This window comes from Pseudoalteromonas sp. A25 (assembly GCF_009176705.1).
Taxonomy (GTDB): domain Bacteria; phylum Pseudomonadota; class Gammaproteobacteria; order Enterobacterales; family Alteromonadaceae; genus Pseudoalteromonas.
The window spans coordinates 1,497,932-1,518,154 of the sequence record NZ_AP021846.1 but is presented as its reverse complement, the minus strand read 5'-3'; the positions used below and the strand labels follow the sequence as shown (position 1 = coordinate 1,518,154).

Annotated in this window: 17 protein-coding genes and 1 pseudogene; 6 read left to right on the top strand and 12 right to left on the bottom strand. The window is 41.7% G+C overall.

Going from position 1 to position 20,223, the window contains the following annotated elements; translation table 11 throughout:
• Positions 1-106: 106 nt before the first annotated feature.
• Positions 107-1,552, bottom strand: a complete 1,446-nt coding sequence (locus GDK41_RS06550) for a glyceraldehyde-3-phosphate dehydrogenase (RefSeq protein WP_152085652.1) — start codon at positions 1,550-1,552, stop codon at positions 107-109.
• 144 nt (positions 1,553-1,696) lie between these two features.
• On the opposite strand from GDK41_RS06550, the gene GDK41_RS06545 reads away from it, so the two are divergent.
• Positions 1,697-2,497 carry a DUF2989 domain-containing protein gene (locus GDK41_RS06545; RefSeq protein WP_152085651.1) on the top strand — a complete coding sequence of 267 codons (801 nt, stop codon included), beginning with the start codon at positions 1,697-1,699 and terminating at the stop codon, positions 2,495-2,497.
• 62 nt (positions 2,498-2,559) lie between these two features.
• Here GDK41_RS06545 and GDK41_RS06540 read toward each other — a convergent pair whose 3' ends face one another.
• The 4 genes from GDK41_RS06540 to GDK41_RS06525 form a co-directional block, all read right to left on the bottom strand.
• Entirely contained in the window at positions 2,560-3,144 is a 585-nt protein-coding gene (locus tag GDK41_RS06540; protein ID WP_152085650.1) for an MlaC/ttg2D family ABC transporter substrate-binding protein, read from the bottom strand.
• Between the two features lie 305 nt (positions 3,145-3,449).
• A complete protein-coding gene (locus GDK41_RS06535; RefSeq protein ID WP_152085649.1) occupies positions 3,450-4,451 on the bottom strand; it encodes a zinc-binding dehydrogenase in 1,002 nt (333 codons plus the stop codon).
• A gap of 203 nt (positions 4,452-4,654) precedes the next feature.
• Positions 4,655-7,828, bottom strand: a complete 3,174-nt coding sequence (locus tag GDK41_RS06530) for an efflux RND transporter permease subunit (protein ID WP_152085648.1) — start codon at positions 7,826-7,828, stop codon at positions 4,655-4,657.
• Positions 7,829-7,831: 3 nt separating this feature from the next.
• Positions 7,832-9,019, bottom strand: a complete 1,188-nt coding sequence (locus GDK41_RS06525) for an efflux RND transporter periplasmic adaptor subunit (protein WP_152085647.1) — start codon at positions 9,017-9,019, stop codon at positions 7,832-7,834.
• Between the two features lie 123 nt (positions 9,020-9,142).
• On the opposite strand from GDK41_RS06525, the gene GDK41_RS06520 reads away from it, so the two are divergent.
• Entirely contained in the window at positions 9,143-10,114 is a 972-nt protein-coding gene (locus GDK41_RS06520; RefSeq protein WP_152085646.1) for a LysR family transcriptional regulator, read from the top strand.
• 119 nt (positions 10,115-10,233) lie between these two features.
• Here GDK41_RS06520 and GDK41_RS06515 read toward each other — a convergent pair whose 3' ends face one another.
• The 5 genes from GDK41_RS06515 to glk form a co-directional block, all read right to left on the bottom strand.
• A complete protein-coding gene (locus GDK41_RS06515; RefSeq protein ID WP_152085645.1) occupies positions 10,234-11,838 on the bottom strand; it encodes a putative bifunctional diguanylate cyclase/phosphodiesterase in 1,605 nt (534 codons plus the stop codon).
• A 129-nt stretch (positions 11,839-11,967) separates the two neighbouring features.
• Positions 11,968-12,969 (bottom strand): serine hydrolase domain-containing protein, encoded by a 1,002-nt coding sequence (locus tag GDK41_RS06510; protein ID WP_152085644.1) that lies wholly within the window; start codon positions 12,967-12,969, stop codon positions 11,968-11,970.
• A 339-nt stretch (positions 12,970-13,308) separates the two neighbouring features.
• The gene (locus tag GDK41_RS06505; RefSeq protein ID WP_152085643.1) at positions 13,309-13,548 is read right to left on the bottom strand and encodes a YdcH family protein; all 240 of its coding nucleotides are present in this window, start codon (positions 13,546-13,548) and stop codon (positions 13,309-13,311) included.
• 175 nt (positions 13,549-13,723) lie between these two features.
• Positions 13,724-14,740, bottom strand: coding sequence for a LacI family DNA-binding transcriptional regulator (locus GDK41_RS06500; protein WP_152085642.1), 1,017 nt, complete (start codon positions 14,738-14,740; stop codon positions 13,724-13,726).
• Positions 14,741-14,762: 22 nt separating this feature from the next.
• Positions 14,763-15,761, bottom strand: coding sequence for a glucokinase (glk, locus tag GDK41_RS06495; protein WP_152085641.1), 999 nt, complete (start codon positions 15,759-15,761; stop codon positions 14,763-14,765).
• A gap of 299 nt (positions 15,762-16,060) precedes the next feature.
• Here glk and GDK41_RS06490 point away from each other — a divergent pair, with 299 nt between their 5' ends.
• A complete protein-coding gene (locus GDK41_RS06490) occupies positions 16,061-17,080 on the top strand; it encodes a LacI family DNA-binding transcriptional regulator (protein WP_152085640.1) in 1,020 nt (339 codons plus the stop codon).
• 219 nt (positions 17,081-17,299) lie between these two features.
• Here the strand turns inward: GDK41_RS06490 and GDK41_RS06485 are convergent, their stop codons facing one another.
• A complete protein-coding gene (locus tag GDK41_RS06485; RefSeq protein WP_152085639.1) occupies positions 17,300-18,094 on the bottom strand; it encodes a trypsin-like serine protease in 795 nt (264 codons plus the stop codon).
• A 63-nt stretch (positions 18,095-18,157) separates the two neighbouring features.
• On the opposite strand from GDK41_RS06485, the gene GDK41_RS06480 reads away from it, so the two are divergent.
• Positions 18,158-18,394, top strand: a complete 237-nt coding sequence (locus tag GDK41_RS06480; protein ID WP_152085638.1) for a hypothetical protein — start codon at positions 18,158-18,160, stop codon at positions 18,392-18,394.
• Between the two features lie 19 nt (positions 18,395-18,413).
• A pseudogene (locus GDK41_RS20330) lies at positions 18,414-18,598 on the top strand (LacI family transcriptional regulator); the annotation flags it as partial.
• A gap of 53 nt (positions 18,599-18,651) precedes the next feature.
• Here the strand turns inward: GDK41_RS20330 and GDK41_RS06470 are convergent.
• Entirely contained in the window at positions 18,652-19,536 is an 885-nt protein-coding gene (locus GDK41_RS06470) for an AraC family transcriptional regulator (protein ID WP_152085637.1), read from the bottom strand.
• Between the two features lie 109 nt (positions 19,537-19,645).
• Between GDK41_RS06470 and GDK41_RS06465 the strand changes: the two genes are divergently transcribed.
• Positions 19,646-20,185, top strand: a complete 540-nt coding sequence (locus GDK41_RS06465) for a carboxymuconolactone decarboxylase family protein (protein ID WP_152085636.1) — start codon at positions 19,646-19,648, stop codon at positions 20,183-20,185.
• Positions 20,186-20,223 lie beyond the last annotated feature (38 nt).

Genomic DNA, 20,223 nt, shown 5'->3' with positions numbered 1-20,223 from the left:
TCTTGTTAGCTAGCTGTAACGTAGTAGGCTCAAGGGTATCATAGCCTGAAACGTTCAAAAACTAAAAAAGCCAGCAAATGCTGGCTTTTTGAGGCTAAAGTCGTTTTTAGCGAGGCAAGCTTGGGAACGATACTTCAGCCATATCACGCATTACACGCACTACTTGGCAGCTGTAACCAAACTCATTATCGTACCAAACATAAAGCACAACACGATCGCCATCAACAATAGTTGCTTGCGAATCAACAACACCCGCATAGCGGCTACCAACTAAGTCTGTTGATACGATTTCTGTTGACGCAGTGTAGTCGATTTGATCTCGTAAGTCTGAGTACAATGATGTATCACGCAAAAACTCATTAAGCTCTTCACGATCTGTGGCTGTATCTAAGTTCAAGTTGATAATAGCCATTGAGACATTAGGCGTTGGAACGCGAATTGCGTTACCCGTTAATTTACCTGCAAGCTCAGGAAGTGCCTTAGCAACCGCTTTAGCAGCACCCGTTGAAGTAATAACCATGTTAAGGGCAGCACTGCGACCACGGCGCTCTGCTTTATGATAGTTGTCGATTAAATTTTGATCATTGGTGTAAGAGTGAACGGTTTCTACGTGACCATTCTTAATACCAAACTTATCGTTAATAGCTTTTAATACAGGCGTGATTGCGTTAGTTGTGCAGCTTGCTGCAGAAACAATCTTATCTTCGCTCTGGATATCTTGGTTGTTTACGCCATAAACAACGTTTTTGATATCGCCTTTAGCAGGGGCAGTTAATAGTACCTTTGCAGCACCTGTTGATTTAAGGTGCAGGCCAAGACCATCTTCATCTTTCCAAATACCAGTATTATCAACAATTAATGCATCTTCAATACCATATTTTGTATAATCTACTTCATCTGGTGAGTTCGAGTAAATTACTTGAATGTAGTTACCGTTGGCTTTAATCGCACTCTTTTCGTGATCAACCGTAATTGAACCATTGAATGGGCCATGAATTGAATCACGGCGAAGTAAGCTTGCGCGCTTTTCTAAGTCGCCATCACGGCCACCGCGTACTACGATAGCACGTAAGCGTAAATCAGCGTGAGAGCCGCCACGTTCAATCAGTAAGCGCGCCAATAAACGACCGATACGGCCAAAACCATAAAGTACAACATCACGCGGTTTTTGCTCACCACCTTTATTAAGTAGCTCACCTAACTCTGCGTTTAAATATTCTTCAATAGAGCGACCTTCGCCCGCATTTTTATAGATATAACCGTAAGCTAACTTACCAAGGTCAATGCGTGCCGGTGCCAAATCCATTTTGCTGATAGCTTCTAAAAAAGGGAAGCTTTCACGCAAGCGCAACTTGCGCTCTTCAAAACGCGCCACTGTTTTGTGTGCTTTAATCACATCAATTGTACTGGTATTAACCAATGGGCGACCATAAACAGCAATTTCAATTCCTGAGTTACGGTATAAACGACCAATAATTGGTTGCATATTTTCTGCGTAATCTTGGCGCTCTTGCCAGCTATTTTGATATTCTTGCTCGTGAGATAAGGTCATTTTTTCTGCCTAATAAACAATTTTTTGAACGGATAGCCCTCTTGGGCATTGCTATTCTAATTTAAACTGCTTTGATTCTCCACTGTTACTCATCAATTCCTTGAGCTAGAATATTGTAAATCAACAAAGATAAGAGGAAATCTTATGGCATTGAGGCAAGCTTTTGTCTTATCTGTCTTGCTATTGGCAGGGTGTGACAATCCTTTAACATTAAATCAAGTTTGCGACGAAACACCGGGGTTTTGTAGTGATCTCAATACTGATAGCCATTGCAGAGAAGAACGTGCAAATGTGATTATGGCCCGCTACGGTGAATACAAGCAACCGACTGATGAGAACAAATACGAATTACTGCGTCTGTTTGAAAAGTACGATAAATGTGTATCACGAGCTGCAAAAATTGAGCATATTAAGTTAAAAGAAAAAACCACCTCCCGTGTTGAAGGGCATCTCACAAGCCTTAAAGAAATAAACCGCATTTTTAAAGAAACTGAAGAAACCTCTCACCCAGGCTTGCTTTACTATCACTGGTCAAGAAACAACAATAAAATAGCTATGAATAAGCTGCTTAACATGCAAGATCAAAGTGAGGTGCGCAACGACCCAGAAATACAGTTATTTCTCGCAACGTTTTACGCAAAGGTAGATGACGAAAAAACGATTGATTTGTTATATCGAGTACTTGAACTGAACCAAGCTGGTGAGCAACCAGCACCCGAGGTATACGAAACACTGGCTAGTATTTTCTATAAACAAGAAAAGTTTAAGCATGCCTACACATTTGCCAAAATTGCGAAACTATCTGGCTATCAAAATGTAGACATTTTACCTATAGAGCACCAACTCACAAGTTTAGGTAAATCACTCGACCCCTATGATGACCTTGCTGAGCAAACCTATACCCAAATCATGAATGGTCAATTTGTCTCTCCCAGAGAATTTTAAAAAAAAGAGCAGCTTACGCTGCTCTTAAACTTTTAACTTTAAAAGTCGGAAAGTTAAAACTCTTAAACCTTGCTTTTTAATTCGGTTGTTACTTTTGCTAAACCTACTTCAGATATACGGGTGGTAATTTCTTTTTGCTTTGCACTGAGTAATGAAATACCCTCTGCAACCATGTCATAGACCTTCCAGCTACCATCATTGTTTTGCCTAAACTTAAAGTGCATATCAATATCAGGTCCGGCCGTTTCTTTTATAATCACTTTAACGGTAGCAAAATTGCTGTCACTACTGATTGGCAGCTCTTCGTATATAATCTCTTGGCCTTTATATTGTAATAAGGCATTGGCATACGTTGTGACTAAATAGCTATCCACAGCATCAATAAACTCAATAGCATCAGCACGTTGCAACCCTTTAATGTGTTTTCCTAAAAGCTTGAAAGAGACAAATTTAACATCAATATGAGGCATCAGCCGACTACGAACAATGTTCTTCATCAAGCTAGCTTCTGCTTTACCATCTTGATTGATCACTTTTATATCTGAGAACAGATCATTACCTACTTTATTTATCAACTGATAAGGCGTATCTGCGGCAAAGCCAAGCGTCGAAAAAAACAGCGCAAATATAAAGAGTAACTTGTTCATAATGAAACGTCCTAAGTGTTTTGATGGAAGAATGATACGCAAACTTTTAATGCATAAAAAGATGCAAAAAGGCACATATTTGATGCCAATAAAACACCAATTAAAAACCCCCTATAACCCAGCCATAGCGCTTGGTCTGCCAACTGATATATCAGATCTTGCATCACTTTTGTCGCAACTAGTATAACGCTAGCAACGTCTCAGAGATGTTAGTAATTGTAAGGATTCTAAAGAAAGTGTGTGAGGGAGCTATGACATATTCTCATTACGCGTGATATCAAAAGAGATATGAATTATGTACCAGCTTATGTGACTTGGATACTTTGATAAACCCCCTGCTCAGACTGTATTCTGTTTCTCAAGGCTGATGAGATTGATTCAGCATCAAAACTAACAAGCTCATGCTGGCTGATATGCAAAGCATCATTTACTAAATTTTCTACAAGTAAATTACCCAAAAATGCCATTCGCTGCTGAGCACAAATACTTTTTGCCAGCCATGCGCCAGGCAAAGATACAACACCAATATTGGGGGCTTTTTTAAATAGTAACGCATCATCCAATTTAGGTAGGCCCGAAATGCAGCTTATGCGCCCACAAAACTGTAATAACGAGATCAGCTCATTGGTATACAATCCGGTACAGTCAATAACACCTTGAACACCATCATAACCATGATTTCGCTGTATCTTCTGCGCTAATTCATTGTCATCCAGAGTAAATACCGCATCGGCACCTAGATTTTTAAGTAGCTCTTGTTGTTCTACAGTACCACTGGTAAACACAACCAGTCCTTGTTGCTTTGCAAATTGAATAGCCAGCTGTCCAGTACATGAGTGCCCAGACTCAATGAAAACACTATCACCGTCGTTTAGTTGTAGTTTAAACAACGCAATTAGTGCGGTCATTCCGGGGGTCGGTAAACATGCAGCTTTAGCTAAATCTATGCCTTCAGGTAAAACTGTAAGTGCATAATTAGCAACACTGGCATATTCACTCATTACGCCTGGCGTGCCTATGTCGTTATGCCACATCACTTTGGTACCAACATTTGGGTGTACCCCTTTAGGCGCATCAACCACTGTACCTACGGCATCAAAGCCAAATGTGCGAGGATATTGCCAGCATGGCGTGCCTGTTTGCACAAACTTTTCATCTAGTGCACCTAAACCAACATACTCAATTTTTACAAGCACTTGTTGCTCAGTAATTTTAGGTACTGTAAGCTCGGCTTGTTCTAAACAAAAGTTATGCCCCACTTTGCTTAGCTGTATTGATTTCATTCTGTTTGGTATTGTCGCTGCCACATTATTCTCTTTGTTAAGTTAGGTTTTCGTATCCTAGCTATGCAAAATGTTATTGTAATTTATTTAATTATTAGAACATTCATTATGACATAGCTCAACTATAAGTTAATAAGTTGTCATAATTACGCTCATTTGAACCAAGTACTAGATTGGTATTGCTTAAAAACAACGCCTAGTACTTGGCCCATAAAACGAGCTGGTCCCTATAAAACCTGAGCGCCTGCCTCCTCATTCTTTTGCTTTTTAAGCTGCTCTTTTTTGGTGCTTACCAGCATATAAAACACTGGGGTAAACAGTAAGCCAAATAAGGTAACACCAAGCATGCCAAAAAACACAGCAACCCCCATGGCATGGCGCATTTCTGCTCCGGCACCGGTTGCAAGTACTAAAGGTACAACGCCTGCGGTAAACGCAATCGACGTCATTAATATTGGCCGTAAACGCAATCGACAGGCGCGAATAATTGCCTCAAAAGACGTTTGCCCAGAGTCCGTTTGTTCTTTGGCAAATTCCACCATAAGAATGGCATTTTTACAGGCCAAAGCCACCAAAACAATCAGTGCTATCTGGGTGAAAATATTATTATCGCCACCTATCCACCATACTCCCAATAAAGCTGAAAATATGGTCATGGGTACTATTAAAATAATCGCTAAAGGTAAGCGTAAACTCTCATATTGTGCCGCTAACACCATAAACACCAACAGCACGACCAACGGGAAAATATATGCCATGGTGTTACCCGCCAATATTTGCTGATAGGTCACATCGGTCCACTCATAAGCCATACCGGCTGGTAAATGTTCGGCCAATATTGCTTCTATTGCTTGTTGTGCCTGATCTGAACTGTAGCCAGGTGCTGGGCTGCCATTAAGCTCTGCACTTGGATAGCCATTGTAGTGCATCACTCTGTCTGGCCCAGTAGTTGGCGTTGCGGTTAAAACAGAGCCTAAAGGCACCATATCCCCGCGCACATTGCGCACTTTTAAAGCTAAAATCTGTTGAGGGTCTAAACGGCTTTGCGCCTGAGCTTGCGCGGTAACTTGATAAGTACGACCAAATAGATTGAAGTCATTCACATACAGCGACCCCATATAGACTTGTAGCGCATTAAAGACTTCCGATAGTGGAATACCTTGCAATAATGCTTGCTCTCTATCTATATCAATATCCATCTGTGGCACTTGAATTCTAAAGCTTGAAAATAGGCCCGTTAACGCGGGATCTTTTCGAGCCTCATTAGTTACGCTCTGTAATGCAGAAAATAATGCTTCAAACCCTTTATTGCCTCGGTCTTCGATTTGCAGTTTAAACCCACCAGTGGTGCCAAGACCTTGAATTGGCGGTGGCGGAAATACAGCTACAAATGCCTCATCAATGGCGGTAAATCGCTTATTTAGCTCAGCGGCAATCGCCATGGCTGATAGGCTTGGGTCGTCACGTTCAGCAAAACCTTCAAGCGGAGTAAAAACAATGGCTGAATTAGGACTGTTAGTAAAACCATTCACCGACAAGCCAGGGAATGACACCGTGTTTGCAACACCCGGCACCTGTAATGCTATTCTTTCCATCTCGCGGGTGACAGCTTCAGTTCTATCAAGGCTCGCTGCGTCAGGCAATTGCGCAATCGCCACTAAATATTGTTTATCTTGCGCGGGAATAAATCCACCTGGTACCGCATCAAACAGCTTAACAGTGGAACCTACGAGCACCAGATACAATACTGCTACAACTGTAGATAAGCGGATCAGCTTCTTAACTAACTTTTCATACCCTTGAGCACTTGCATCAAAAAAGCGGTTAAACGGTGCAAATAGCCAACGACCAAACAACTTATCCAATACAACCGTAAGCTTATCTGGTGCGCTGTTATGTGGTTTTAATAGCAACGCCGACAATGCCGGAGATAATGTCAAAGAGTTAATAGCCGAAATAATCGTTGATATGGTGATAGTCAATGCAAATTGTTTATAGAACTGCCCAGACAAGCCTGTGATAAATGCCGTTGGTATAAACACTGCGCATAACACCAATGCTATCGCAATAATTGGCCCTGTCACTTCATTCATTGCTCGTTTAGTTGCTTCTATAGGGGTAAGACCATTGGCAATGTTACGCTCCACATTCTCAACCACCACTATTGCATCATCGACCACAATGCCAATGGCCAATACTAATCCAAATAATGACAATGTATTGATAGAAACACCGAGCCATTGCATAACAGCAAAAGTGCCGACCAAAGACACAGGCACTGCAATGAGTGGAATAATTGAGGCGCGCCATGTTTGCAAAAATATGATAACGACCAATACCACCAAAACGATTGCTTCAAGCAACGTTTTTATCACCGCATCAATCGAGCCTCGCACAAACACCGTGGGATCATATACAATATCGTACTCAACACCTTGCGGGAACGATTCACTCAGACGTGCCATCGTTGCTCGAACCTGATCTGATAGTTCAATGGCATTGGAACCTGGGCGCTGAAAGATGGGCATGGCCAGCGCAGGTTGGCCATTAAGCAACGCTCTTAGTGCATACTGGCTTTGTCCAAGTTCCACACGAGCAACATCTTTAAGGCGCGTGATAGCCCCTTGCTGCCCCACTTTAATAACAACTTGCTCAAATTCTTCGATACTACTTAAACGTCCTCTCACATTGAGCAACACTTGAAACTGAGACTCATCAGCAGCGGGTTGCGCACCTAAGCTACCGGCAGCAACCTGCTGATTTTGTTCACGAAGTGCATTAACAACATCCATAGCTGTCAGCTGATTAGATGCCAATGCATCTGGGTTAAGCCACACACGCATCGCGTATTTACCACCACCAAACAACTGCACATCACCCACACCGCTTAAGCGCGCAATTTCGTCTTTAACATACAGATCCGCATAGTTTGATAAATAAGCAGTGTCATGAGTATTTTCAGGAGAGTAAAGGTGTACCACCATCGTCAAATCTGGAGACGCTTTTTCTGCTACCACACCTAAGCGCTGTACTTCCTGAGGCAGGCGGGGTAAGGCACTATTAACCCTATTTTGAACTTGTACTTGGGCACGATCTAAGTCCGTGCCCAGCGCAAACGTTACCGTTAAGGTCATACGACCATCACTGGTTGCCTGTGAAAACATGTACAACATGTTTTCAGTACCATTGATCTCTTGTTCCAAAGGGGTTGCCACCGTCTGTGCGATAACTTTTGGATTTGCACCGGGGTAACTCGCCGAGACTACAACCGTAGGCGGTACTACTTCGGGGTACTCACTCACTGGCAGCTGAAACAAACTCAAAGCACCCGCTATGAAAATCACCAAAGACAACATAGCGGCAAATATTGGTCGATGAATAAAAAAGTGAGAAAACGACATTATTTACTCTCCCTGTTTGGCAAGCATAAGTGTTTTGCTCGCTTGCTCTGCCATCACCAACGTTGCATGATCGGGCTCGATTTCAACTAACTGAGGTGCCACGGGCATACCCGGTCCGACTCTTGCCGGTCCGTTCACTGCTACTTTGTCACCTGGTTCCAACCCGTGCGTGATAGCGCGCATCTTGCCATAACGTTCACCCAATGTTACGAGTCTATATTGCAAAACATCATGTTCGTCAGTGACTAACACAAAACGGTTTTTTAGATCAGTACCAATTGCTTTCTCGGGAACCAAAACCTGCTCTTGAATGTCATCGGCAGCAACGCGAATTCGCGCAAAAGCGCCCGGCTTTAGCTGCTCATTGGCTTTAAACAATGCTCTAACCCTTAATGTACCTGTATCTGCATCAATATGGTTATCAACAAAATCCACCACGCCCGCATGAGTAAAGCCTTTCTCACCTAACAATTGCATAACGACGCTGGTTGTTTTGTCTCCTTTTAGCTGACTAAATTGCTGGTGCCAGGTACGCTCGTTAATATCAAAATATGCATACACATGATCATCAGACACAAGGTGTGTTAGCAAACTTACTCCTGCCTGCACTGTGTTGCCTTTTGTAAGCTCCGCGCGCGAGACAATACCACTAATGGGCGCCTTTACTTCGCTGTAAGCCAGATCAAGTTTAGCGGCTTCTAATTTAGCCTTCGTTGCCTGTACATTTGCTTCATGTTGAGCACGCAATGAAAGGCGGTGCTCAACTTCTTCTTCTGAAATTGACTTACTTGCTAGCAGTCGCTTTGCTCGTTTAACATCATTTTTAGCCTGCGATAACTGTGCTTGAGCGCTGGCCAATAGCGCTTTGAGCTCAGACACTCGCACCATAAACGGCCTTTTATCTAGCGTAAATAACACATCACCTTGGTTAACCTGCTGCCCTTCTTTGAAATTGACCTGGGCGATATTCCCCGAAACGCGCGGCCTTAGTTGCACAAACTCAACAGCTTCTAAGCGGCTAGTATAAGTAAACCAAGCTTGTACCGGGTAAGCTTGCACTGATGCTACGTCAATTGGTTGCTTAAATACTTGCTGTTGCTGAGCCTGAGGCGCTTCAGCATGAGATTCACTACATCCTGTTAAATAGGCTAGACAGCCCAGTATTGCGATTGTCACTAATGACTTTTTCATCTACTTCTCTCCTCTTCCTCGAATAGTAACTAGTCTACAGAATCAAAAAGAGACAAATAAGCATCGATTTTTAAATTATTTAATGCCAAAATAGCACCAATAATATTCACTGCTTGAAAAGATATGGATACAAGTACACGCTTGCTCATGTTTTTAGATGTTGTTGAACGCGGTTCTTTTGCCAAAGCGGCTCAACATCGAGATATTGACCGCTCAGTAATATCAAAACAAATCAGCAAATTAGAAGAAGAACTTAGTGTTAGATTACTTAATCGTACAACACGCTCATTCTCTTTAACCGCTGCTGGTGCAGAGATGGTAAAAAAAGCGCAACAGCTGCGAAAGCTCCTCAGTGAGACTCAACTTTTAGCGGAAAATTACCATACAGAGCCCAAAGGATTACTCAAAATAACCAGCTCAACCATTATTGGCCGGCGTTATGTGCAGCCCGTTGTTAACGAATTCCAAAAACGCTTCCCGCAAGTTGAAGTTGAACTACGCCTAGAAGATAGATTAGTCGATATCGTTGGTGAAGGATACGATCTCGCCTTTCGGGTTGGAGAGCCTAAAGATTCTTCTTTAATAGCGCGAAAAATAGCCAGAAACAGGTTGGTGATGTTGGCCACACCGCAATTTTTAACCACTTATGGTGAACCTAAATGCATGGAAGACTTAAGCGTACTTCCTGCGGCATCATACGCAAGCGAAGGGCTTAAGTTTAATGGTATTAGCTATCTAGACGAAAACAATGAGCCTCAAGAAGTGGCAATAAAAAGCGTGTTTCGCAGTAATGATGGCGAACTATTGATGATGAAAGTGCTATCTGACACCGCATTTTGCAACGTGCCTGCTTTTTTGGTCGATAAAGAAGTTATCAATGGGCAACTCGTTCCATTACTCACCAATGTTACGCTCAGTGATTATTCAGCACTTTATGCGGTTTATCCTCACAGAGACTTACCCGTAAGAACCAGACTATTTTTCGATGCATTGCGTGATTATATAGGTAAGGATACACCGATATGGGAGAGGAATATTCCCGGGTTTGAAAGTTTGTATGGTTTTACTGCGCCAATAAAACCTCCGCAGTTTTAAGCGATATTTTACGGCTAAAATAAAGCCCTTTGCAGGGCTTTATACTATTACTTATATGTCTAAGCAATCAGTGCACGTTTCTTTGTGTAATTTGCAGGATTAAGCTATCAAACAAATATCTAATATTTTTTTAATTCTGAATTTACAATGCGATTTGATTCTATCCAATTGATGCACTCTTTCAAAGGTATCACATCACTGACATTAAAGCCTTGTAGGTACTGACATTTACACTCACATAGATAATCAGCAACCTTATCGTTGTTAACACCCACAGCAACTACGCTGACGCCCATTTTTCGTGCCATAAATAAAACTGTTTCAACAATCGTCTTCGTTCGTGCATCATTCAGACAGTGCTCCACCAGTGCTCTATCTAATTTGATTTGCGCCAATGGTAAGTCCTTCATTACGCTAAAAGATGAAAAGCCAGTACCAAAGTCGTCAACTACAACCGCGAATCCCATATCAATAAGCACTTCAAAAAGCGCTCTTGTTTTTGCTATATCAAGTGACATCATCCGCTCAGGGAACTCAAACAAAATATGCTTGGCATTCACTTTTGTGTGAGTGAGTAAACTTGCTAGTAAGTTCACCAGCTCCTTATTTAAAAAGTCACAGCCAAATAAATTAATATGCACGACCAGATTGGGCTCACAATCGAGCAATGTTGGCAAGTCTTCAAACACTTTGTTAATTACAAATATGTTCAATTGGCGGTTTAAGTTACTATTTTCAGATGTCGGGATAAGGTACTCGGGCATCATTAAGCCCCCCGTATCCTGCGGCCATCGAGCTAACGCTTCGACCCCATATACTTCGCCACAATCAGCTTTGATAATAGGCTGATAAAAGACCTTAACCGTGTGTTTTTCTATCGCTTCTTTGAGCCCTAAAGACACATGTAGCTCATTCGTTTTATTGGCATGAATAGCGGCATCATAAATGACTAACGTTTGCCCCGAACGCTTAGCGCAATACATAGCATCATCTGCGCAATTTAATATGCTTGTACAACCTGTTTGCGACTTACCATCATAAATCACAGCACCCGCGCTATAGTCTATGTCTACTTGGATCTCATCAATTCTCAAAGGCTGCTCCAACACCTTCATAAGTCGATTGTTTTGTTTATAGACTTGACTCTCAGCCTGATCATCTATGATTAATATAAACTCATCACCCCCCATTCGAAATAACGCACTCTCATCTAACAGAGCTTGTGTGATTCGTCTTGAAAATGCAATCAACACTTTGTCACCAAATAAGTGGCCCACCGAGTCATTGATATTTTTAAAGTTGTTCAAATCAATCAAAAATAACGAGAACGGCTCTTTTGACCTAAGCTTTTCTTCAATGGTATCAATACAGTGTTCTCTGTTGCTTAACCTAGTCAGAAAATCGGTTTGCGCATGACAACGCTCATACTCAACGAGTTTTGCCAGCGACTCCAAGCTTTGCCTTGCTAAATAATTAACGAGCACCACAAAAATGGCACCGAAGAACAAAATACTCGCCAAGCCGACATTTAGGAGGTTAGTTCTGCCCTGCTCGAACAGATACGCCGCAAATGAGCAATAACCTAAAATAAAAAAGATGATTAAGCCAAACAGTACCCGCCAGCCAACATGACTTGAAACTTGACAAGTCTTATAAGCAGAGTGGAGTGACAGGCATAGCCCCACAATCCCAGTACAGACAAGAACAAATGCTACCGAGTCCACATAACTTCGCCATCAAAAATAAAGTGCTTAAAAGTATAGTGGAAAATTCGCTATGCGAATTTATGACTTCAACTAGACGTTGATAAGGTCAGTCATATTATTAAAAGCCTCAAAACAGTCATACTTAATTCACACTAAAGCCTTTAGAATACGAACCGCCAGTGCCTCTAAACTATAAGACGCAAAAAAGCCATGCCAAAGCCTTGGAGACTGATTGCTCAGAATAACAATCCCCATGTTACGCTCTTTGGCACTCATTATTACTGCATGTTGACCAAATGTCCCTCCATTGTGCCAAGCAAGCAGACCAAGCTCCTTACGCTGCTCTAGAACCCAAGCGTACCCGATATGGCTAAGTTTGGGATCAGCGTAAACAGGTGAAGTGGTTATTTGTAATTGATGCTGCCAATCTTCACCAGCATGGCCTAGGTGGGCCTTTAAATATGTAATCATGTCTTGACATGTTGAACGCCAAACTCCAGCGGGCTCCATTCCTTGCCACTTAAAGTGAGGGACTATTTTCCCACTCGCATTATGCCCTGAAGCCAAGCGCGTACTTGCATAATTCTTTTCACTGATGTGGGTATCTACCATTCCCAATGGCGTCAGCAAGTGTGATTTAACAGCATGCTCATAACTCATTCCTAGGCATTGTGCTAATGTATTGCCCAAAAGTGCCATTGCCAAATTTGAATATAAAAACTTACCCGGTTGTAATGGCTTTTTGATGTTACCCAGAAACCGAGGTATATCTTCATCTTGAAATTCAAGCAGTTTAGAAATAAGCGCAGAGTGAGAAAAACAAATAGAATCAATGGGTTCAGCTGGTAACCCAGATGTATGTGTTACTAGCTGCTTAAAAGTCACATCCTTCAAAAGTGGCAAGTTAGGGTGATATTTACCTATTCGGTCGTTAAGATTAATCACTCTTTTCTCAACGAGTATTGCCAACAAAGTCGCTGTAAACGTTTTTCCGATTGATCCTATCTCAAATACATCCACCGCTTCACTTTTTGAAATACCGAAAGATGACTCGTAAACGACATTATTGTGCCAAAGCGCTACATTTATTTGTGGTCGCTTTGTTCGCTTGGCAAATGCTGCTACGTGCTCATCAATTAACAATTGCATATAAAGTGCTATTCCTTAAGCAAAGACGCTGAAATTTTCATTTTTTATTGTGTGTTCGCCAAATAGTTCAGCGTCACATATAAAAAGTTATGTCGAGAGTTCCCCATATTTATACAAATCTGAATTTTTGTAAACACGATTTGAACTAAAATGTAATCCGTTAAAATATTCAATAAATGCGCATTATATGGTGAGAGTAACCGCTTTAATAACGAAAACAAGCAGCAATTTAGTGGCATGATCGAGAGAGTGTGTTTATAAAAATACTCTCATAACTTCTGATGGGATAGTCGCTATGAGAGCATTTTAGAGGTCTGTGACGTGTTTAAACCGAGCGAGTTATGCACACTTTAAAATCGCATAAAGCTGATCTTTTAAGTGCAATCTTTGTTTTTTTAGAGAATCCAAATACTCATCAGAGGTATTTTCAACCCCTTCTTCAATACGAATAACTTCATGGTCTAAATTATGATAATCATCAAAAAGGCGCGCAAAATGACGGTCTTTCATTTTTAGTTCATGGATCTTGTCTTTAAATTCAGGCAATTCTTTAGCGAGACTGTGGCGTTCAATGTTCATCGTTTTATTCCTGTTGTTTATCATCTAAAAATGTATTTCCAATACCGATACATTACGCCTCATTGATTATATAAATCTTGATCTAGCACAATAGCTTGGTGTTAAGGCAAATAAAAAAAGCCTCATAAAAATATGAGGCTTTTGGGCAAGTATAAAAAATTGAAACTGGGCGCTATTAGCTACGTAACTTAGCGGTCGACTCTCGTGTTATAAGTTTCGCTTCGAGCGTTGCTTGATAGACCGGCGTTTGTTCATCACCGATTTGAAAAATTAATTGTTCAACCGCTTGGCGAGTCATTTCTTCGACAGGTTGCGCTATCGTTGTTAAGCCAGGCCAAATATGACGTGCAATAGGTGCGTTGTCGAATCCCGCAATCGAAATGTCTTCAGGCACTTTTAATTGACGTTGCGTTGCAAGTTTCAAAACTGCTGCAGCCATGTAATCATTTGATGCAAACACCGCACTTGGTCGTGGATTTAAATCTAAAATAGCTTTAGCACTATCCGCACCAGAGTGGTAACTAAAGTTTCCCTCTGCCACTAGTTGAGAGTCAAAAGCGATGTGATGTGCCGCTAGCGCCCTTTGATAACCTGTAAAACGTTGTTCGGTTGCACTGTGATCTGGGTGACCTTTAATAAATGCAATCTTGCGGTGGCCCAGATTAATCAGATGCTCGGTTATTTCATAAGCGCCTTGCTCATCATTACTGCGCACTGAGATTGACTCTGCATCATCTATCGCAGACGCAACACGTGCAAAGTTAATATTCTTTTTCTTTAAAAAGGTGATGAGCTCTTGTGAATCAGAAAATGGAGGAGTCAAAACCATGCCATCTAGACGTGAAGTCGTCAAAAGGTGCTCAATGTTCTCAATGAGTGCTTCGCCGCGCAGCTCACAAGGGTGAATAAGGAGGTTATAGTGATGTTTATGGCACGCTTCAAGCGCACCGCTTTGCACACGAGTGATATAACTTTTACTCGGGTTATCGTACAAGCAACCAATAATAAAGCTTCTATTTCTCGCCAAGCCCCGAGCTATTGGGTTTGGCGTATAGTCTAGCTCTTTAAATACTTTTAACACTTTTTCTCGAGTTGCTGGACTTACATTTGGCTCATTATTGAGCACCCGAGATACGGTCTTTTTCGATACCCCAGCGTAAGTGGCAACACTATTAATGGTTACTTTTTTCATGCCTTTATTCCAAGCCCCTCAATTAGCTACGGCGTTCATGTAAACATGCCGCGGCACCAATTAAAGGAATATTATCTTGTACTACTAAAGTGACGGGAATTTGTCCTACATACTGCGACATTAGCCCTTTTTCAGTAAACCTTTCAATAAAACGACTAGATAACAAACGCTCTGTCATTCGCGGTAAAATACCACCACCAATGTTCACGCCTCCCAAAGCACCAAACGTGAGCGCCAGATCGCCCGCAACGCTGCCCATCCAGTCACAAAAATGCGTGAGCGTTGCATCACATACTTCACACTCTGGCGCTAGCTGGCTAATCTGTGCTGCATTTAAGTCCATTGGGGTATGCCCTTTAACTTCAGCCATTGCTCGATACAGTCGCGCAATACCAGGGCCCGAAAAGACACTTTCGATTGAAACATGTTGTAAGTTTGCACGCAGTACATGCAACAACTGCCTATCAAGCGCTGTCACTGGGGCAAGATTTATATGCCCCGCTTCGCAGCTCATCACCGCGCTACCGTTAATATCTCGGGCTAAACAGGCTGCACCAAACCCCGTACCAGGCCCCATCACCGCAATATTCGCATCAGGTTCAGGCTGCCCCGACTTGATAAGAATATTTTGCTCTGTATCTAAGTATGGTGCGGCGTATGCAAATGCGGCGAAGTCATTGATCACAGCAAGGTCGTTAAATCCCATCTGAGTTTTCAGCTGTGGAATACTAAAGTGCCAGCCTAAGTTAGTTAAGTAAACTTGCTGAGACTTTATCGGACCGGCCACCGCAAGGCTTGCTCTTGACGGTTTGCTGATAGGCAATTGCTCAATAAAACGGCTTAAAGCGCTTTCAAATGACTGAAACTCTGCACTGGGATAAGTAACTTGGTGTTGGATTTTAAATTGGCGAGTTTGTTGACAATAATGAGTCACGACCGCAAACCTTGCGTTCGTGCCACCGATATCTGCAACGACAATCGGCTCAAAATCTTGATGTTGGTAACTTGTTGTCTGGGTCATGTTGTTTTCTCTTTTGTCATTGCGCACTAACTGCGCTTATTTTTTTGCACCAAGCTCTATTTGCCAATGCAATTATTTCTATTGGTCATTCAGTTAATTTTGCACGCTAACTGACGTAAAAAAATGCTGCCCACAAGTGTTGGGCAGCCAATACGTTTTGACAACAAAATGATAAAACACCCACATTATGACACCGGTGTCAGAATGTGGCAATAAAAAATTAATGAATATAGCGAAATTGGTTGAAAAAAATATTCAAATCCTGACAATGACGGAGTTAACTTCATTCGAGCGGAAAAATGAAACATAAAGGTAAAGCGACTTCTTTTGATATTGCCCACTATGCTGGTGTATCCCAGTCAACTGTATCTCGTGCCTTAAGAAACAGCCCGCTGGTAAATGAAGAAACTCGCCGTAAAGTACATGAAGTGGCAGCTAAGCTAAATTATAAGGTCGACAAAAACGCCAGTAACCTGCGCACGCAACAAAGCAGTACCTTGGCATTGTTACTGTTTGAAGACCCCACTACCGATGAGTCACAAATCAACCCATTTTTTTTGAGCATGTTAGGCAGTATTACTCGCGCGTGCGCTAAAGAAGGCTATGACTTGCTCGTGTCATTTCAATCTAGCAGTCAAGATTGGCGTGCCGACTATGAAGACAGCCATCGCGCTGATGGTATTATTTTGCTCGGCTATGGCGACTATTTAGACTATCAGTCAAAATTGCAACAACTATTAGATCAAGACACTAAGTTTGTGTGTTGGGGTGCAAGAGTTGATGGCCGACCAGATTTAACCGTCAGTTGCGATAATTATGGTGGTGGACAACTTGCCGCAAAGCATTTGATTGAGCATAAACGTACCGATTGTGCCTTTATTGGTGATGCCTCTCATCACAGCCCTGAGTTTTTTTCTCGATATCAAGGCTTTAAAGATACCTTTGAACAACATGGTTATACCTTGAGTGAACGAAAAACAGCAAATGCAATATCCACTGAAGACTCAGGCTACCACGCCACTAAATCATTAATCGCGAATAACATCTCATTTAATGCTTTATTTGCAGCCAGTGATCTTATCGCTATCGGTGCAATTCGCGCCTTGCAAGAAGCGAATATCAAAGTCCCTAATGATGTTCGAGTTGTCGGGTTTGATAACATTCCAGCTGCCAGTTATGTCTCACCAGCGCTGACAACCATTCAACAAAACACCACGCTGGCCGGACAGATGCTGGTGAGTAATCTGCTTAATCTAATACGTGGAGAAAAAGTAGAGTCAACCCTGTTACCCCCAAATTTAATTGTCAGAAATACCTAATAATAGTAACGCTAACAAACTAACTTTACAGCGTGTTGTCATTGAGAAAACCTGATCTCATATCGGATTTTATTAATTCAATGGACGCTACAGATCATACCTATTGCATTAAACGATAAAGCTATTTTGATGACAGAAAAATGCTCATTGCCAAAGCGAGATTAAGTAGTTTTTAACGAAGTCGCTTTTCTATTCTCAATGCTAACACCCAGCTAAAAATTAGGGATTAGCATTAATCTGAGTAGTAATCCAATCGATGTATGAAGAAATACGCACCTGATATGATCTTCCGCCATACAGTCCATGTTTGAAGCTCTTTAGATCCCCTTCAACAAAATCCCAACTAAACATACCAACGAGATATTGCTGCTCATTACCTGAGTATACTAGCGGGCCGCCACTATCGCCCGAACCATCAAGACCTTCGTATTGCAACCCCTTGTCACCTTTATCAAATTTAATCGATAACCAATTGCCATCAACCCTATCTATGGTGTTTTGCATCCGTCGTAGCGTTTTTTGCCTCTTTGTCTCAAATATTGAGCCATTTAGGCCATCGCCAGTTGAGCCTCGGCCAAATGCCGTGATAGCTTTCCCTTTCTCATCATCATTGGTATAAAGCTCAATAGGCTTAACATGCGTAACATCTTTGCTTAACTTAATAAGAGCGATATCACTTGTGGTTTTCATAAAGTCCATCAGAGGTTTTGCATCGCCTTTAAATAAGGCTTCATTTGGCTTTTTAGCATTCGCGTGAACTATCACTTTTTCAATGGTAAATTGCTCATTGGCAATGGTAATTTCACGCCCTGTATAATCAGCAAAAATTAGATGTGCCACGGTGACAATCCAGTTTGGCTTAATTAAAACTCCGTGACCCTCACCGGGCATGTCAATGAGATATTCGGGAGTTGATTGAGCTATATACATATCTTTTGGTACATCATGTCTTTGCACAATTGACCAGCTAGACCATGAGATCATAAACAAAACTATCGACAATATCTTACTCATACTTTTCCTTAGATGTGACTTAAGCTCCTAGCCTAACCATTCAATTAATAAAAAGTTTCATTTATGGCTACATTATCAAGCAAACGGATACGTCACAATACCAAATGCGTTTTGGGTAAACGTCACTGTGCGGGTATGAGAGTGGGTAATAAAAAACAGCTGGCTTTATTGCAAGCTATTGAAATAAATGACTTAGTTTATTTTTTGCTTCACTATTGGGTAGTGGTCGCATACTTGTTTATTGTGCCACTACAGGTTGCTGAGTTAGTGCCCTGTTCAAACTTATACCTTTTGGGTTAATACCTACATTGCCCCTAAAGTTCATGAAGTTGCAGCTGAGCTAAATTATAAGGTCGACAAAGATGCCAGTAACCTACGCACGCAACAAAGCAGTACCTTGGCACTGTTACGGTTTGAATACCTCACTACCAATGAGTCGCAAATCAACCCATTTTTTAAAAGTAGTTAGGCTGTGTAACTCGCGCGTGCGCTAAAAAAAGCTATTACTTCAAGGCACCAAATTTAATAACTAGACAATCGTAAACAAATACCGATGTTTACTGCCTTTTGCCATAGCCGCGTCGCACCTGTCCTGCGGAGCAACCAAAATGCTTGTTAAATACCCGAGAAAAAGCCGCTTCTGATAAATAACCCACTTTGTTAGCGACCACCAGCACGCTAAGCCCTGTGCTAAGATAACGCCATGCCAGCTGCATGCGCCACCAGGTGATATATTCCATTACTGTCCAGCTACTGACTGATTTGAACAACAGTGCAAACTTAGTTCTTGACATACAAGCAATGGAAGCCAATTCTGCTAGTGTCCATGCTCGCTGAGGTTCATTGTGAATTGAATCGATCACCTTATTTAATGGCTCAGATGTATACAATGCAAAAACACTATTGGTTATAACATGCGTTTGCAAATAGTGGCGTAATGCATAGGCAAATAACAATTCACACAAACGCGTAATGATCACATTAGTGCTTTGCTCGCTAGATAAAGATTCCAGTAAGATCATCTCTCTTAATTGAGTCAGCCAAGGGGTATTTAGTGTATTTTCTATCACCAAAACCTTAGGTAAAGTCGCTAGCAAATGCTCATTTGCCAAGTGCTCAAAACTTACTTTTCCACATAACATGCTCGTACCATCAAGGTGTTGACTATTGGCTACAGGAAGATGTTGTTGCGGACCTTGTAAGGGTTTCACGCTTACCATTGAGTGCGGCAATTCATTTGGAAATATCACCAAATCCCCCTCTTTTAAACGCCACTGACCTTTATTAGGCACATTGAGCACACACTCTCCTTGTGTCGCCATATGGAAGCATGTTTGGCCAACTGAATGTGCGTTTATCGTCCAATTACCACATACTCTGGCATTATGATAAACATCCACCTCTAACTTGAGCAAATTAATAAAGTCTAAAAAACCCGCCAAATTGAACTCCAAAGCAATAAGTAAGAACTTATGAGCATCAATAGTACATTTTTTATCGTTAAGATCACACTATGATTAATTACACAGCAACATAAAAATGGAGTTCTCTATGTCTTTTACTATTTATAACGAAACCAATGCCCCAGAAGCAGCTCGACAAGAACTTACAAGTTCAAGAGAAAACTTTGGTTGGATCCCAAACTTACATGGTGTGATGGCGCAGGCACCCAGTGTATTAACAGCATACAAAACACTTCACGCGCTCTTTTTACAGACAAGTTTCAACGCACAGGAAAAGACCGTTGTCTGGCAAACAATTAACGTCGTCAACGGCTGCCATTATTGTGTACCAGCGCACAGCGCAATTGCCGACATGATGAAAGTCGAACAGTCACTTGTCGCACAACTTATCAACAACGACACACTTACCGATCCTAAGCTAGAGGTACTAAGAAGTACCACAAAAGCAATTGTAACTTCTCAAGGAAAGCTGTCGCAGCAACAGCTAAATCGCTTTTTTCAAGCAGGCTATACTAATCAACAGCTACTTGAAATTTTATTAGGCGTCGCGCAAAAAACATTGAGCAACTATACCAACCACTTTGCAGATACTCCGCTAGACGACCAATTTATTCCCTACGCAAAATAAGGGTGATACCAATCCGCTTAACTAAGTGGTCTATTTTG